We start from the raw sequence: 13,732 nt of genomic DNA, 5'->3' as shown, positions 1-13,732 counted from the left end.
CCGGCCGGCGTCAGAGATCGGGGACGGCGTGCCCGCCGGAGGACGGGGCGTGCTGCCCCTGGCGCGCCGCGGCCAGCACCCGACGACGGCGCCGCTCGAGCACCTCGCTCTCGAGCGGGGCGTCCCGCTCGTGAAGCCAGAGGGTCACGCCGGCGGCGACGACGAGCATGCTCGGGATCGTGATGAACACCTCGCCCAGCTGCGTCGCGGAGACGAACACGACGACGGCCGCCGCCTCCACCGCCACACGCGAGGGGGTGCGCAGCCGGGCGCTGAACAGGCGCAGCCCGAAGAATGCGTAGGCGCCGAGGACGGCGAGGAGGAGCACGACGCCGCCCTCGGTGTAGAGGCCCGCGTAGGAGTTGTGGTAGTGCCACGTGGACCCGCCAAAGTCCACGTACGCCGTGGTGAGGCCCCGGCCGTACCACGGCGTCTCCGCGACGCGCACGGCCGTCTCGGCCTGGATGTTCGAGCGCAGCCAGTCCGTGCCGGTGCGGTCCGCGAAGAAGGCGATGCGGGCCAGGTTCTCCTCGGCGAACGCGACCGCCCAGGCGAGGACCGCCAGCAGGACCAGGCGCAGACCCGCCCCCATCCGCGGCGTCAGCCAGAGCCACAGGACGGCGCAGGCGAAGCCCGCCATGGAGGTGCGGGAGCCCGTGAGGACGACGCACACCGCGGCGGCGACGAGCAGGATCAGCTTCCACCGCCGCGTCCGCACGAGGGCGAGCGCCAGGACCGGCATGGCCGCGTAGTAGAGGCCCGCCACGTTCTTGTCCGCGAGGACGCCGGTCAGGAAGCTGCCGTAGGGCGCGGGCACGAGGCCGGCGTAGAAGAGGGGCACGTTCAGGGCCATGGCGGCGCCGAGCCCGACGGCCAGCGAGCGCAGGCTGAGCCGGCCGCCGGCGATGCAGCCGACGAGCCCGACGAGGGCCGCCATCCGCACCCACCGGCGCAGCCACTCCAGGTCCGGGATGCCCTGGGACACGGAGACGATCGCGAGGAACAGCAGCACGGCGGCGGCGAGCACGGCGGTCAACCCGAGGGCGGAGACATCGCGGCGGGACCGTCGGCACAGCGCCAGGGCCAGCAGCAGGAGCATGCCGGCCTCGTTCAGCGGGAGCGCCACGGGGCCGAGGGGGACGCCGAACGCCTCCATGGCCAGCAGGGCGCCGAGCAGCAGTTCGGGGATGCGCAGGGGCTCGCGGGGGACGACGGCGTCCGGGTCGGCCGACCACACGGACGTGCCGCGGGCGGCGGCGCGGGCGTGTCTCTCCCGCTCCGCCTGCAGGGCCACGTAGCGGGGGTCGGAGTGCCGCGGTCCGTGCGCATCGTGCCCCACCGTCATGACCGCCCCTCCGTCGCCCTGCCGGGGCGCGTCTCCGCCCCACGCCCAGCGTAGACGAGTGCGAAGGAATGGGCTGTCCCGCTTGTTAGAGTGACCTGAGTCGCTGCCCTTCGATCCTGGGATCCCATGAACATCATCGATTTCCTCCGTGTGCTGCGTGCGAACCGCCTGGTGATCCTGGGGTGCGCCGCCCTGGGCCTGGCGATGGGCCTTGTCTACTCGCTGCTGCAGCCCACGCTGTACACCGCCACCTCGTCCGCGTTCGTCACGGTGGAGGGGGAGGCGAGCATCTCCGGCACGGAGACCGCCCAGACCCGCGCCCAGTCCTACATCCCGTTGATCAACAGCCGCACGGTCCGCGAGCGGATCGCGTCCGAGGGCTTGGACACCGCCGGCGCGACCATGAGCGCCGCCCTGGTGCCGAACTCGAACCTCATCACGGTGTCCGCCGTGGCCCCCGACGCGCAGCAGGCCGCCGCGCTGGCCAACGGGGCGCTCGTGGCGACCGCCGACGTGGCGAACGAGCTCGATCCGACGTCCAACGTCAAGGTCACGGCCATGGAGGACGCCCTCGCGCCGGCCACGCCCTCGAGCCCGGACCGCGTCCGCCACCTGCTGTACGGCCTGGGCGCAGGCCTCGTCCTCGGCCTGATCGTCGCGCTCCTGCGGCGGCTGCTCGACGTCAACGTGCGGACGACGACGGACGCCCAGGTGGCGGGCGGGGCGGGCCTGCTCGGCGCCATCCCCCTGGACCCCAGCATGAAGGCGGAACGCACGGCGCCGATGGCGCCCCTCTCCCCCCGCGCGTCGGAGGCGGTGCGTCAGCTGCGGACCAACCTGCGGTTCGCTGCGGTGGACGATCCGCCCCGCACCATCGCGTTCACCAGCTCGAACCCCGGCGAGGGCAAGTCGACGGTGATCGGCAACCTGGCCCTGACCGTGGCGGCCGCCGGCCAGCCGGTGATCCTCATCGACGCCGATCTGCGGCGCCCCCGCCAGGCCCTGCAGTTCGGCGTCGACGGCCGCGTGGGCCTGTCCGAGGTCCTCAACGGGGACGTCGCCCTCCAGGACGTGCTGATCCCCGTGGGCGAGGACGGGCTGCTCCTCCTGCCTGCCGGCCGCACTCCCCCGAACCCGTCCGAACAGCTCGGCTCCGAGCGGATGAAGGACCTGCTCACCGCCCTCGCCGAGACGCACATGGTGCTCGTGGACGCCCCGCCCGTGCTGCCCGTCACGGACTCCACCCTGCTCGCTGCGGCGGTGGACGGCACCGTCCTGGTGATCCGCCACGGCAAGACCCGCAAGGAGCACCTCGAGGTGGCCCGGGACATGCTCGCGGGCGTCAACGCCCGGGTGCTCGGCGTCGTGCTCAACGGCACCCCGGCCTCCGGCGTGGGCTCGGACTACTACGGCGGGGGCTACGGCGCGGACGGCGGCAGCTACGACGTCTACTACCAGGCGCCCCGGGACGCCGCCGAGGCCGCGACCGGGACTACGGGTGACGCGTCGCCACGCTGACGGCGCCCGGCCGCAGGGCCAGGTCGTCGCATCGACGGCACGGGCCCGGGGATGCAGAAGGGCCCCGCCTCTGAGGAGGCGGGGCCCTTCGTGGCGGTGCTCAGAAGATCAGCACTTCGCCGAGGGCGGGGTGGTCTCGAAGCAGTTGCTGAACTCGACGATGCCGTCGTTGCAGAGATCCGCGCCCTCGGGAGCGTTCGTCGGCAGGGCCAGCTGCAGCTTGCCCTTGACGCAGCCGGACTCCTGGGCCGAGTTGCCGGTGTTGTTCACCACGTAGTAGTAGGTCTTGGACTGGCCCGACTGCAGGAGCAGCGCGGGGTCCATGGCGGCCAGTCGCTTGCCTCCCCTGCACGGGTTGGCGGTGTAGAGACGCGCCTCGCCGCCCCGGGTGGGGTGGCCCTCGAACTCCACGGTCACCGTGCCCGGGTTGACGTACACGGGGGTGGGCGACGTGTTGGTGATGGTGATGGTGAAGCCGTAGGCCTGAAAGATGCCATCGGGGCCACTGCCACCGGGGAACTTGACCGCGGCGCCCGGCACGGCCGAGACGCAGCCGGTGGGCGAGGCCGCGGCGAAGGGGGCGGCGGCGACGGCGGCCACGGCCGGAACCGACCACGCGATGCCGGCGGTCACCTTGCGACGGGAGAGGGTGGAGGTGTTCTTCTGCATGGCTTCACTCGTTTCGAGTCGAGGTGTGGCTTTCGCGCCCGAACGGGGTCACGCGAGTGGACGGAGCACCGCGGCTTACTCGGTGAGCATCGGCTGTGGAACTCTCCAGGTGAGTCTAGACGAGTCTCACAGCTCACTGCCAGCCCTGTCGCACATTCCAGGGATGGCGCGCCGGCACGGTCACCGATGGACCCTTCTGACGGTCGACTATGCTCGCGGCCATGGGGGAACATGCGACGGGACAGCGACCGGCCGCCCCGCCGTCCCTGGACCTCGAGGTCCGCGTCCGCCTCGCTCACGCCCGCATCACGCATCTGCTGGACCGGGCCGGCATCCGCGGCCTGCATCTCAAGGGCTACGCCACCGAGCCCGGCGTCTATCCCGATCATCGCCGCAGTTCGGACGTGGACCTGCTGGTCCCTCCGGCCGATGCCGACGCCGTCATCGCACTCCTGGGCTCCCACGGCTGGGAACCGGTCGCCACCTTCTCTCAGGGGTCGATCTTCCAGCACGCGGCCACGCTCTGGCATGACCAGCTGGGGTACGTGGACGTGCATCGGCTCTTCCCCGGCCTCGGCGCGTCCCCCGAGGCGGCCTTCGACGCCCTGTGGAGCGAGCACATCCACCTCGTGATCGCCGGCCGGTCTGTCCCGGTGCCGAGCCCGCGCCATCAGCGGCTCGTCGTGATCGTCCACGCGGCCCGCGACCCGTTCCGCGGTGGCCTCGACGTCCGGCACATCCGGGAGTCCCTCCCCGCCGAGAGCTGGGCCGCCCTGCGCGAGGAAGCCCACCGGCTGGACGCGGGTGCGGCCTGGCACGTCGCCACGGGCGAGGCCGCCGACGGCGTCGACACCCGGCAGCTGACCCTCTTCGCGGCGCTGCACGAGAGCCAGAGCGGTCTTGAGCTGTTCCGCACCCGGTGGCGGTCGGCCGCCACGGTGCGGGAGCGGGCCGCCCTCGTGGCCCGCACGATCCCGGTGAACCGCCCCCATCTGCAGATGCGCCTGGGCCGACCCGTCACCCGCGCAGACCTGTGGCGCGAGCAGCGCGCCCGGCTCGGCGCACTCGCCGGCTGGGCCTGGACGAAGGCGGTGCGCCGTGACCGGTGAGACCACCGAGGGCTGGGCGCTCGCCCCCGACATCGCGTGGGCCCGCACCGCCGGCGGCCAGGCCGCCGTCATGACGCTCGAGGCCGGTCAGCCGCTGCTGTTGGGCGCCTCGGGCGACGTGATCTGGGACGTCCTCGTGGGCGGCCGCACCCCGGGGGACGACCTGATCGCGGATCCGCCGGTGCCGCTGTCGACGACGGACGTCACGGTCCAGGTGGCGGAGGCGTTCGGCCTCGCTCCCGCCGACGTCGCAGCCGACGTCCACGCCTTCCTCGAGATGCTCGAGACGCACGGCGTCCTCGACCGCGTGAGGACGGCCTGACCCGGCTCAGCCCTCCGGCGCGAAGATCGCGTCGACCACCTGCTGCGCCCACTCGAGCAGCGGGACGTCCACGAGATCCTGACCCATGACCGGCTTGGTCTTGGGACGCGGGATGAGGACGCCGTTCAGGGCCGGCTTGACCTGGGCGCCCTTGTACATGCGGGTCAGGCGCATCTGACGGGACTCCGGCAGGTCCGCGGCGGGGCCGAACTTCACGTTCTGCCCCAGCAGCATCACCTCGGTGACGCCCGCGGCCCGGGCCCGGTTGCGGAACCGGGCGACGGCGACGAGCGCCTCCACCGGCTCCGGCAGCGGGCCGTAGCGGTCCTTGAGCTCCTCCACCACGGCGTCCACGGCGGCGTCGTCCGCGGCCTGGGCGAGGTTGCGGTACATCTCCAGGCGCAGCCGCTCCCCCGGCACGTAGTCGTGCGGCAGATGGGCGTTGACCGGCAGCTCCACCTTCACCTCGGCGGGCGCGGTGTCCTCCTCGCCCTTGAAGTCGGCCACGGCCTCGCCCACCATCCGCAGGTAGAGGTCGAAGCCCACGCCGGCGATGTGGCCGGACTGCTCCCCGCCCAGCAGGTTGCCGGCGCCGCGGATCTCGAGGTCCTTCATGGCCAGCTGCATGCCCGCGCCGAGCTCGTTGTGGGTGGCCACGGCCTTGAGGCGTTCGAGGGCCACCTCGCCCAGGGGCTTCTGCGGGTCGTACAGGAAGTACGCGTACGCCCGCTCGCGGCCACGGCCCACGCGGCCGCGCAGCTGGTGCAGCTGCGAGAGGCCGTAGCGGTGGGCGTCCTCCACGATCAGGGTGTTGGCGTTGGCGATGTCCAGGCCGGTCTCGATGATCGTGGTGGAGACGAGCACGTCGAACTTCCGCTCCCAGAAGTCCACCATGATCTGCTCGAGCCGGGCCTCGCTCATCTTGCCGTGGGCGACGGCGATCCGGGCCTCCGGCACCAGCTCGGCGATGCGCTTGGCCACCTTGTCGATGGTGGTGACGCGGTTGTGCACGTAGAACACCTGGCCCTCACGCATCAGCTCGCGGCGGATGGCCGCGGTGACCTGCTGGTCCGAGTACGGGCCCACCGAGGTGAGCACGGGGTGGCGCTCCTCCGGGGCGGTGGCCAGCGTGGAGGTCTCGCGGATGCCGGTGAGGGACATCTCGAGGGTGCGCGGGATGGGCGTGGCGGACATGGCGAGCACGTCCACGTTGGTGCGCATCTTCTTCAGCGCCTCCTTGTGCTCGACGCCGAAGCGCTGCTCCTCGTCCACGATCACCAGGCCCAGGTCCTTGAACTGCACCTGGTCGGAGAGCAGCCGGTGGGTGCCGATCACCACGTCCACCTCACCGTGCGCGAGCCCCTCGACGACCTCCTTGGACTCCTTGGCGGTCTGGAACCGGGAGAGCGCGGCCACCTTCACGGGGAAGCCGGCGAACCGGTCGGAGAACGTCTGGTGGTGCTGGCGGGCGAGCAGCGTCGTCGGGACGAGGACGGCCACCTGCTTGCCGTCCTGCACCGCCTTGAACGCGGCGCGCACGGCCACCTCGGTCTTGCCGAAGCCGACGTCGCCGGAGACGAGCCGGTCCATGGGAACGGCCGCCTCCATGTCCTTCTTGACGTCCTCGATGGTGGTCAGCTGGTCCGGCGTCTCGATGAACGGGAAGGCCTCCTCCAGCTCGCCCTGCCACGGGGTGTCCGGGGCGAACGCGTGGCCGCGCGAGGCCATGCGGGCCGAGTACAGGCGGATGAGCTCGCCGGCGATCTCGCGGGTGGCGCGCTTGGCCTTGGACTTGGTCTGCGCCCAGTCCGAGCCGCCCATCTTGGACAGCGACGGCGTCTCCCCGCCCACGTAGGTGGAGATCAGGTCGAGCTGGTCGGTGGGCACGAACAGCCGGTCGCCCGGGGCGCCGCGCTTCGAGGGCGCGTACTCGAGCACGAGGTACTCGCGGTAGGACTCCTCGGCGCCGGGGACGGTGCGCGGGCCGCCGGTGACCTTGCGGCGCTGCAGCTCCACGAAGCGGGCGATGCCGTGCTGGGAGTGCACCACGTGGTCCCCGGGCTGCAGGGTCAGCGGGTCGACGGCGTTGCGCCGCTTCCGGGCCAGCCGCGCCCCGGGGGCGCGCGTGCCCGCGGTGCGGTGCCGGCCGAAGAGGTCGTGCTCCGTGATCAGGGCGATCTGCGCGTCCGGGATCGTGAAGCCGGAGCCGACGGGCGCCGTCGCGATGGAGACCCGCCCCGGGGCGAGGTCCGCGGGCAGGGGCCCGTCCACCACGGCGGCCGTGAGGCCGGCCTCCGTGGTGAGCTCGGCGAGACGGCGCGCGGAGCCGGGGCCGTCGGTGAGGACCACGGCATGCCACCCCTCCGCGAGCCGGACGCGGGTGTGCGCGACCATGGCCTCGATGTCGCCCGAGAAGGTCTGCGGGACGCCGAGGGTGGCGCGCAGGGTGGCGGCGTCGGGCAGCAGCTCGTCGTCCGAGACCAGCGCGGTGACGGACCAGAACCCCTGGCCCTGTTCGAGGGCGGCCGCGCGGAGTTCGGCCACCGTGAGGAAGCCGCCCGCGGCGGACTGGTCCGCCCCGGCCACGTCCACCGGGGCGACCGCGCCCTGCGCGGCGCCGGCCCACGCGGCCTGGAGGAACTCCTCGTTGGTGGCCAGCAGGTCGTCGGCGCGGCCGCGCAGGCGCTCGGGCTCCACGAGGACGGTCAGCGAGCCGGTGGGCAGCATGCGCGGCAGCGACGTCATGGCCTCGGCCAGCAGCGGGGAGAGGGACTCCATGCCCTCCACGGCCACGCCCTCGGCGATCCGGTCCAGCATGTCCGCGGCGGCGGGCATGACCGGGATCAGCTCCTTCGCGCGCCGGCGCACGTGGTCCGTGATCAGCAGCTCGCGGCACGGGGGCGCGTACAGCTCGGACGGGTGGCCCGAGCCGTCCTCCGTGGTGTCCTCGAGGGAGCGCTGGTCCGCCACGGAGAACCAGCGCATCTGCTCCACCTCGTCCCCGAAGAACTCGATGCGCACGGGGTAGTCCTCGGTGGGCGGGAACACGTCGATCAGCCCGCCGCGCACGGCGAACTCGCCGCGCCGGCTGACCATGTCCACGCGGGAGTAGGCGGCGTCCGCGAGCGCGGCCACCACGCCGTCGAAGTCGCGCTCCTCCCCCGTCCGCAGGGTCACGGGGCTCAGCTCGCCGAGCCCGGCCACGAGGGGCTGCAGCACGGCGCGCACGGGGGCGACGACGACGCGCAGCGGGCCCTCCGCGTGCTCCTCCGGGTGGGCGAGGCGGCGCAGCACGGCCAGGCGGGCGCCCACGGTGTCCGAGCGCGGGGACAGGCGCTCGTGGGGCAACGTCTCCCAGGACGGGAACAGCGCGGCGGCACCGGCGGGGGCCCAGGCGGCGAGGTCGGTCACGAGGTCCTCGGCCTCGCGGGTGGTCGCGGTGACCACGAGGACGGCGGCGCGCTCGCCGTGGCCCTCGGCCAGCGCCTCGGCGAGGACGGTCAGCAGGGGCGCGCGGGCGCCGTCGGGCAGGCCGATCTCCAGCTCGACGCCCCGGGCCTCGAGCGGGCGGGACGCGGAGGCGGCGGCCGCCTCGAACGCGCGTTCGGCGCGCAGGCGCGGCAGCAGCGGGGCGAGGACGGGGGTGGTCATGCGCGGACCTCCGGGGCAGCGGTGGGGCCGTCGGTGACGGCGGCGTCCGTGACGGCGGGCAGTTCGGTGGTCATGATCTCGCGGATCTCTTCGAGGAAGGCGAGCACGTCGTCGGCGCCGCCCACGGGGCCGCCGGCGGTGAGCCGGTCCGTGCCGAGCAGCACGGCGGTGGGGAACGAGTGCAGGCCGATGGCCTGCGAGGCGGCGCCGTTCGGGTCGGTGAGCACGAGCGACGCGTCGACGGCGCCGCTGCGGATCGCCCCGTCGGCGCCGGGGGCGCGCTGGGGCATGAGGACCCGCAGCCGCACCGGCCCGAGCGCGTCCTTGAACTCGTCCAGCCGCGCGATCACCCGCGCGCAGGAGCCGCACCCGGTGGACAGGCGCAGGGCCACCACGGCCCCGTCCTGGACCAGCCGGTGCAGACCGGTGTACTCGCCGTCCGCGACCACGACGGCGTCCGGGAACGGGTGGCGTTCGGGCTCGGCGCCGTCGGCCGGGTCGACGGCGGCCGGGGCCTCGGGCGTGGGCGTCGCCGGGGCGGCGTCGGGTGCGGCCGGGACGGACTCGCGCCCGGCCAGGAACGCGGCGGTCGCGAGCAGCACGGACACGAGCAGGGCCCACGCCCACGCCCCGGCACCGAAGGCGGTGAGCGGCTGCCAGGCCAGGCCCGCGCCGTGCACCGCCAGCGAGACGATCCCCTCGGCCAGGGCCAACACGGCGAGGGCCAGGAAGACGACGTTGCGGACCACGGTGGTGCGGGAGATCGGGGCGGCCGAGGCCTCGCCGAAGCAGCCGCACGAGACGCCGTCGTCCTGGGCCCGGACCACGAGCGCGAGGAAGGCGGCGAAGAGGGCCACGGCCACCAGGCCGACGACGGGACGCAGCAGGGTGAAGGGCTGCAGGAGGGCGGCGGCGAGCAGCAGCTCGAGCCAGGGGAACGCGCGCGCCAGGGCGGGGGCCGCGAACGGGCGGGGCACCCTGAGCCGGGTGAACGTGGCCTGCACGTCCTCGCCGGAACGGAGCTTCGCCGTCCCGCTCAGGAGCATGATGAGGGCCACGGCCCAGAGTGCCGACATGGCGGACACACCTTCCAGGGGGTTCACGAGGGGTCGCGCGGCCGGTCCCGGCGCCGTGCACGGGACCCGGGTCGCGGAGGCCAGCATATAAGGTGAGGGATGGACGCCCATCGCCGTCGGCGAACCGGTGCCGGCCTCTCACGGCCCGCCGGGCGCGGCCCGACTTGACCCCGAGGAGACACCGTGGCCTTTTCCGCTCAGCAGTCCATCCCGCACCCGCCGGCGGCCGTGGCAGCCGCCCTGGCGTCCGAGGACTTCCACCGTTCCGTGGTCGAGTCCTTCGGCGGCTCCCTGGTCTCGTTCTCCGTGGAGGGCTCCCCGGAGGGCGCGATGACCGTCACCGCCGTGCGCTCCCTGCCCGCGGACCGTATCCCGGACCGGGTCCCGGACATGGCCCGCAAGCTCATCGGCTCCGCCCTCCAGGTGGAGCAGGTGGAGCGCTGGGACGCGCCCGCCGCGGACGGCTCCCGCGCCGGCACCACCACCATCACCGTTCCCTCCGCCAAGGCGACGGCGGACGGCTCCCTCCGCCTGACCGCCGCCGGTGAGGGCTCCCAGTTCTCCGTGGACGGCACCCTCGTCTGCCGGATCCCGCTGGTGGGCTCGAAGCTCGCGGCGAAGGCCGAGCCGATGGTCGGCAAGGTCGTCAATCGTCAGGCCCGGGCGCTGTCCTCGTGGCTCGAGCGTGACGGCGGAGCCGCGCGCGGTTGATCTCGTTCTCCCGTCGCCCGGCGCTGTCGAGCTCGGCTCCGCCTGCCCGGCGGGGGCGCCGGGCCCTTCCCTCGCCGGACGCCGTGCTCATCGTGTGCACCGGCAACGTGTGCCGATCGGCCTATGCGAGCCGGGCCCTGCAGGGACGGCTGGCGGCTCTGGTCCCCGGCCGGGTGGAGGTCGGCAGCGTCGGCTCCCAGCCGAACCAGGCCCTGAGAGTGCCCCCGCCGCTCGTGCGGCTCGGCGCCGAGGCCGGTGTCGCCGGCCTCGCGGACCATCGGCCCGCCGCGTTGCAGCCGTTCATGGTCGCGGAGGCGGATCTCGTGTTGGCGGCGGCTCAGGAGCACATGCGCTTCGCGCTGCGGGAGGTGCCGCAGGCCGTCGCGCGGGTGTTCACCGTACTGGAGCTCGCAGCGCTGGTCCGCATCTTGGACGCGCGGGACGGACGGGACTGGATCCCCGCGGGCCGAGGAGTGCGTGCCTTCGCGGCGGAGGCGGCCCACCACCGGGCCCTCGCACGGTCGACCACCCAGCCCCTCGACGTCGTGGACCCGTTCCGCGGACCGGTGGAGGGGTACGCGGAGATGATCCGGATCATGGATCCCGCGCTGGAGACCATCGCGGATGCCCTGGCCCGTGCCGTGACCCCGACCCCCTGAGCGTGGGGCTGCACCCCCGTCGAGGATGCCGCGGGGCGGGAGACTCAGTGGAACGCCTGCTGGGCGGCCTCGAGCCCGTCCGTGACGAGCTTCTCGACGGCGTCCGCCGCGCGGTCCACGTGCAGCGGCAGGACGTCCTGCTCGGGCTTCGTGAAGGGGCGCAGCACGAAGTCGGCCACGTCCATGCGGCCCGGGGGCCGGCCGATGCCGACGCGCACGCGGGCGTAGTCCTTCGTGCCGAGCGAGGCGGTGATGGACTTCAGGCCGTTGTGGCCGCCCTCTCCCCCGCCGCGCTTGAGACGCAGGGTGTCGAACGGGATGTCCAGCTCGTCATGGACCACCACGAGGTCCTCGGGTCCGATCCCGTAGAAGGACGCCAGCGCGGAGACGGGGCGTCCGGAGACGTTCATGTAGCCGGTGGACTTCGCGAGCACGACGCGCGGCCCCCCGATGCCGAGGCGACCCGTGGCCACCACGGCGCCGGCCCGGTGGCGGGTGAACCCGACCCCCATGCGGGAGGCGAGCTCATCCGCCACCATCTGGCCGACGTTGTGACGGGTGCTCTCGTACTCGGGCCCGGGATTGCCGAGCCCGACGATGAGCGTGGTCCCCGTCGTCACGGCGTGATCAGTCCTCGGAGCCCTCGGACTCGCCCTCGGCAGACTCGGCGGCCTGCTCCTCCTGCACGGACTCGTCGCCGAGGTCCTGCTCGACGACCTCCGAGACGGTGGCGATGGCGATGTCGTCCTCGAGCTGCAGCGTGGCGCCGGCGGGGACCTGCACGTCCGGGGCGTACACGTGGTCGCCGGCCTCGCGGCCCTCGATGGAGATGGTGACGGCCTCGGGCAGGTCGGTGGCCTCGGCCTCGACCGGCACGGTGACGTAGTCCAGCACGTACTCGTTGCCGGGGGCGACCTCGCCCTCGACCTGCACGGTGACCTCGACGATGACCTTCTCGCCGCGGCGGACCTCGATGAGGTCCAGGTGGTCCACGGTGTCCTTGATGGCGTGGCGCTGGATGTCCTTGGGCAGGACCAGGTGCTCCTCGCCGGCCTCGTTCACGACGGTGAGCAGGGCGTTGGGGTTCCGGACGGCCAGGGTGGTCTCCTGGGCCGGCAGCAGCAGGTGCACGGGCTCCTGGCCGTGGCCGTAGACGACGGCGGGGATCAGGCCGGCGCGGCGGGCCTGGCGGGCGGCACCCTTGCCGAAGTCGGTGCGGCGGGTGACCTTGATCTTGAGCTGGTCAGACATGATGCGTCCTCCTGTGGGGGTCTCGGCCGCGCAGCCGGGGGCGGCGCGGGATGCGGCCAGGAGGGGGCTTCAGTGCCGCAGCGGGTCAGCACGCTGACGCGCGGCGGCGGCCTCGTCGATCACGGAGCGCGCGCTCCCTCGCCTGGGCAACCTGGACAGGATAGCACCGGTGATGCTCGTCGCGCTCAGCGGCCCGCTCGTCGGGACCGCTCCACGATGCGGTCCAGCTTGCGGCGGTGAGCCCGTTCACCCGCGGACGCGCCGTGGGATTCGTCGTCCTCCTGGGCGCTCAGCAGCAGGCCGCAGCCGAGGACGACGGCGCCGAAGATCGTGATGAACACCTCACCCAGCTGGAGGGAGGTCACCAGGATGATGAGCGCGGCGGCCTCGACAGCCACGCGGGACGGCGATCGGTGCGTCCGGGCGAAGGGCCGCAGGCACAGCCACAGGTAGGCGCCCACCACCACGATCAGGAACGGCCAGCCGCCCTCCACCAGCAGCCCCAGATAGGAGTTGTGGAAGAACATGGTCACGTTGTCCAGATCGACGACGGCGGTGGAGAGCCCCTGGCCGAAGAACGAGGTGTCGGCCACCTTCTCCGCGGACGCCTGCTGGATCTCAGCCCGGAACCAGTCCGTGCCGGTGCGGTCTCCGAAGATGCCGAGGTCGGCCAGGTTCTCCTCGGCCCAGCTGACGAACCAGCCCATGACGACCGCGAGTGCGATACGGAGGACCCGCCCCAGGTAGGGGCTCACGAGGATCCACACGACGGCGCAGAGCAGACCGGCCATCGAGGTCCGCGAGCCGGTGAGGAACGTCAGGGCGGAGCCGGCGCCCAGCACGAGGAGCTTGGGGCCCATGCGCTGCATGGTGGCCACGAGCAGCACGGGCAGGAGCGCATAGAAGAGGCCGGAGACGTTCTTGTCCCCCAGGAACCCGGTGAGGTAGCCGCCGTAGGTGTCCGGGGCCAGGCCCGCGTAGAAGAGGGGCACGTTGATCAGTGCGCCGGCCGTCATCCCGTAGAGGACGCCCTTGATGTCGATCCTCTCGCTGGCGATGGCGTAGATCAGCAGGATCAGGAGCGTGATCCTCGTGGCGCGACGCGTGGGGTCGAGGTCGTTGTGCACGGTCACCGCGACGAGATACGCCACCAGGGCCAGTGCGACGAGGGCCAGCACGCCGTAGTGGGAGAGGTCCCGGCGGGGCTGCCGGAATGAGGCGAGGAGCAGCAGAAGGATGGCGGAGAACTCCGCGAACGGGATCGGCAGGCCGGGAGCGGTGAACGCATCCATCACCAGGCCGATGGCCAGCACGGCCTCGAACAGCCGCGGTGAGGCCGGCGTGACCAAGGGGTTCCACGGGGAGCGGGTCCACGCGGCCTGACCGTCCGGGACGAGGCCGAGTGAGGCGTGACGCCTGGC

Annotated in this window: 12 protein-coding genes; 5 read left to right on the top strand and 7 right to left on the bottom strand. The window is 73.1% G+C overall.

Annotation, left to right across the window (positions count from 1 at the left end; genetic code table 11):
• Positions 1–10: 10 nt before the first annotated feature.
• Positions 11–1,345 carry an O-antigen ligase gene (locus DE149_RS04420; protein WP_113914037.1) on the bottom strand — a complete coding sequence of 445 codons (1,335 nt, stop codon included), beginning with the start codon at positions 1,343–1,345 and terminating at the stop codon, positions 11–13.
• A 126-nt stretch (positions 1,346–1,471) separates the two neighbouring features.
• On the opposite strand from DE149_RS04420, the gene DE149_RS04415 reads away from it, so the two are divergent.
• Complete coding sequence (locus DE149_RS04415) at positions 1,472–2,863, top strand: polysaccharide biosynthesis tyrosine autokinase (protein ID WP_113914036.1); 1,392 nt, start codon at positions 1,472–1,474, stop codon at positions 2,861–2,863.
• A gap of 108 nt (positions 2,864–2,971) precedes the next feature.
• Here the strand turns inward: DE149_RS04415 and DE149_RS04410 are convergent, their stop codons facing one another.
• Positions 2,972–3,532 carry a hypothetical protein gene (locus DE149_RS04410; protein ID WP_113914035.1) on the bottom strand — a complete coding sequence of 187 codons (561 nt, stop codon included), beginning with the start codon at positions 3,530–3,532 and terminating at the stop codon, positions 2,972–2,974.
• 221 nt (positions 3,533–3,753) lie between these two features.
• Between DE149_RS04410 and DE149_RS04405 the strand changes: the two genes are divergently transcribed.
• Positions 3,754–4,641, top strand: coding sequence for a nucleotidyltransferase family protein (locus DE149_RS04405; RefSeq protein WP_095695445.1), 888 nt, complete (start codon positions 3,754–3,756; stop codon positions 4,639–4,641).
• The gene (locus tag DE149_RS04400) at positions 4,631–4,963 is read left to right on the top strand and encodes a PqqD family protein (protein ID WP_098093389.1); all 333 of its coding nucleotides are present in this window, start codon (positions 4,631–4,633) and stop codon (positions 4,961–4,963) included. The genes DE149_RS04405 and DE149_RS04400 overlap by 11 nt, the downstream gene beginning before the upstream one ends.
• A 6-nt stretch (positions 4,964–4,969) precedes the next feature.
• Here the strand turns inward: DE149_RS04400 and mfd are convergent, their stop codons facing one another.
• Together mfd and DE149_RS04390 are read right to left on the bottom strand one after the other, a co-directional pair.
• Complete coding sequence (mfd, locus tag DE149_RS04395) at positions 4,970–8,614, bottom strand: transcription-repair coupling factor (RefSeq protein WP_113914034.1); 3,645 nt, start codon at positions 8,612–8,614, stop codon at positions 4,970–4,972.
• Positions 8,611–9,690 (bottom strand): MauE/DoxX family redox-associated membrane protein, encoded by a 1,080-nt coding sequence (locus DE149_RS04390; RefSeq protein WP_113914033.1) that lies wholly within the window; start codon positions 9,688–9,690, stop codon positions 8,611–8,613. Before DE149_RS04390 ends, mfd begins: the two co-directional genes overlap by 4 nt.
• Positions 9,691–9,873: 183 nt before the next feature.
• Here DE149_RS04390 and DE149_RS04385 point away from each other — a divergent pair, with 183 nt between their 5' ends.
• The gene (locus DE149_RS04385) at positions 9,874–10,401 is read left to right on the top strand and encodes a DUF2505 domain-containing protein (protein WP_044659725.1); all 528 of its coding nucleotides are present in this window, start codon (positions 9,874–9,876) and stop codon (positions 10,399–10,401) included.
• A gap of 83 nt (positions 10,402–10,484) precedes the next feature.
• Positions 10,485–11,060 carry a low molecular weight phosphatase family protein gene (locus DE149_RS04380; RefSeq protein ID WP_113914032.1) on the top strand — a complete coding sequence of 192 codons (576 nt, stop codon included), beginning with the start codon at positions 10,485–10,487 and terminating at the stop codon, positions 11,058–11,060.
• Between the two features lie 44 nt (positions 11,061–11,104).
• Here the strand turns inward: DE149_RS04380 and pth are convergent, their stop codons facing one another.
• From pth to DE149_RS04365, 3 genes are all read right to left on the bottom strand, one after another.
• Positions 11,105–11,680 carry an aminoacyl-tRNA hydrolase gene (pth, locus tag DE149_RS04375; protein WP_113914031.1) on the bottom strand — a complete coding sequence of 192 codons (576 nt, stop codon included), beginning with the start codon at positions 11,678–11,680 and terminating at the stop codon, positions 11,105–11,107.
• A 7-nt stretch (positions 11,681–11,687) separates the two neighbouring features.
• Positions 11,688–12,311, bottom strand: coding sequence for a 50S ribosomal protein L25/general stress protein Ctc (locus DE149_RS04370; protein ID WP_113914030.1), 624 nt, complete (start codon positions 12,309–12,311; stop codon positions 11,688–11,690).
• Positions 12,312–12,496: 185 nt separating this feature from the next.
• The gene (locus DE149_RS04365) at positions 12,497–13,660 is read right to left on the bottom strand and encodes an O-antigen ligase (RefSeq protein ID WP_020626569.1); all 1,164 of its coding nucleotides are present in this window, start codon (positions 13,658–13,660) and stop codon (positions 12,497–12,499) included.
• Positions 13,661–13,732 lie beyond the last annotated feature (72 nt).

The organism is Micrococcus sp. KT16 (assembly GCF_003315015.1).
GTDB classification, from domain to species: Bacteria; Actinomycetota; Actinomycetes; order Actinomycetales; family Micrococcaceae; genus Micrococcus; species Micrococcus luteus.
Note: the sequence above shows the minus strand (reverse complement) of the source record. Positions and strands in the feature narration are given on the sequence as shown.

Excerpts from the sequence above, each read along its gene's own strand:
- DE149_RS04420 (WP_113914037.1), bottom strand. The coding sequence starts at position 1,345 with ATGACGGTGGGGCACGATGCGCACGGACCGCGGCACTCCGACCCCCGC.
- DE149_RS04415 (WP_113914036.1), top strand. The coding sequence starts at position 1,472 with ATGAACATCATCGATTTCCTCCGTGTGCTGCGTGCGAACCGCCTGGTG.
- DE149_RS04410 (WP_113914035.1), bottom strand. The coding sequence starts at position 3,532 with ATGCAGAAGAACACCTCCACCCTCTCCCGTCGCAAGGTGACCGCCGGC.
- DE149_RS04405 (WP_095695445.1), top strand. The coding sequence starts at position 3,754 with ATGGGGGAACATGCGACGGGACAGCGACCGGCCGCCCCGCCGTCCCTG.
- mfd (WP_113914034.1), bottom strand. The coding sequence starts at position 8,614 with ATGACCACCCCCGTCCTCGCCCCGCTGCTGCCGCGCCTGCGCGCCGAA.
- DE149_RS04390 (WP_113914033.1), bottom strand. The coding sequence starts at position 9,690 with ATGTCGGCACTCTGGGCCGTGGCCCTCATCATGCTCCTGAGCGGGACG.
- DE149_RS04370 (WP_113914030.1), bottom strand. The coding sequence starts at position 12,311 with ATGTCTGACCAGCTCAAGATCAAGGTCACCCGCCGCACCGACTTCGGC.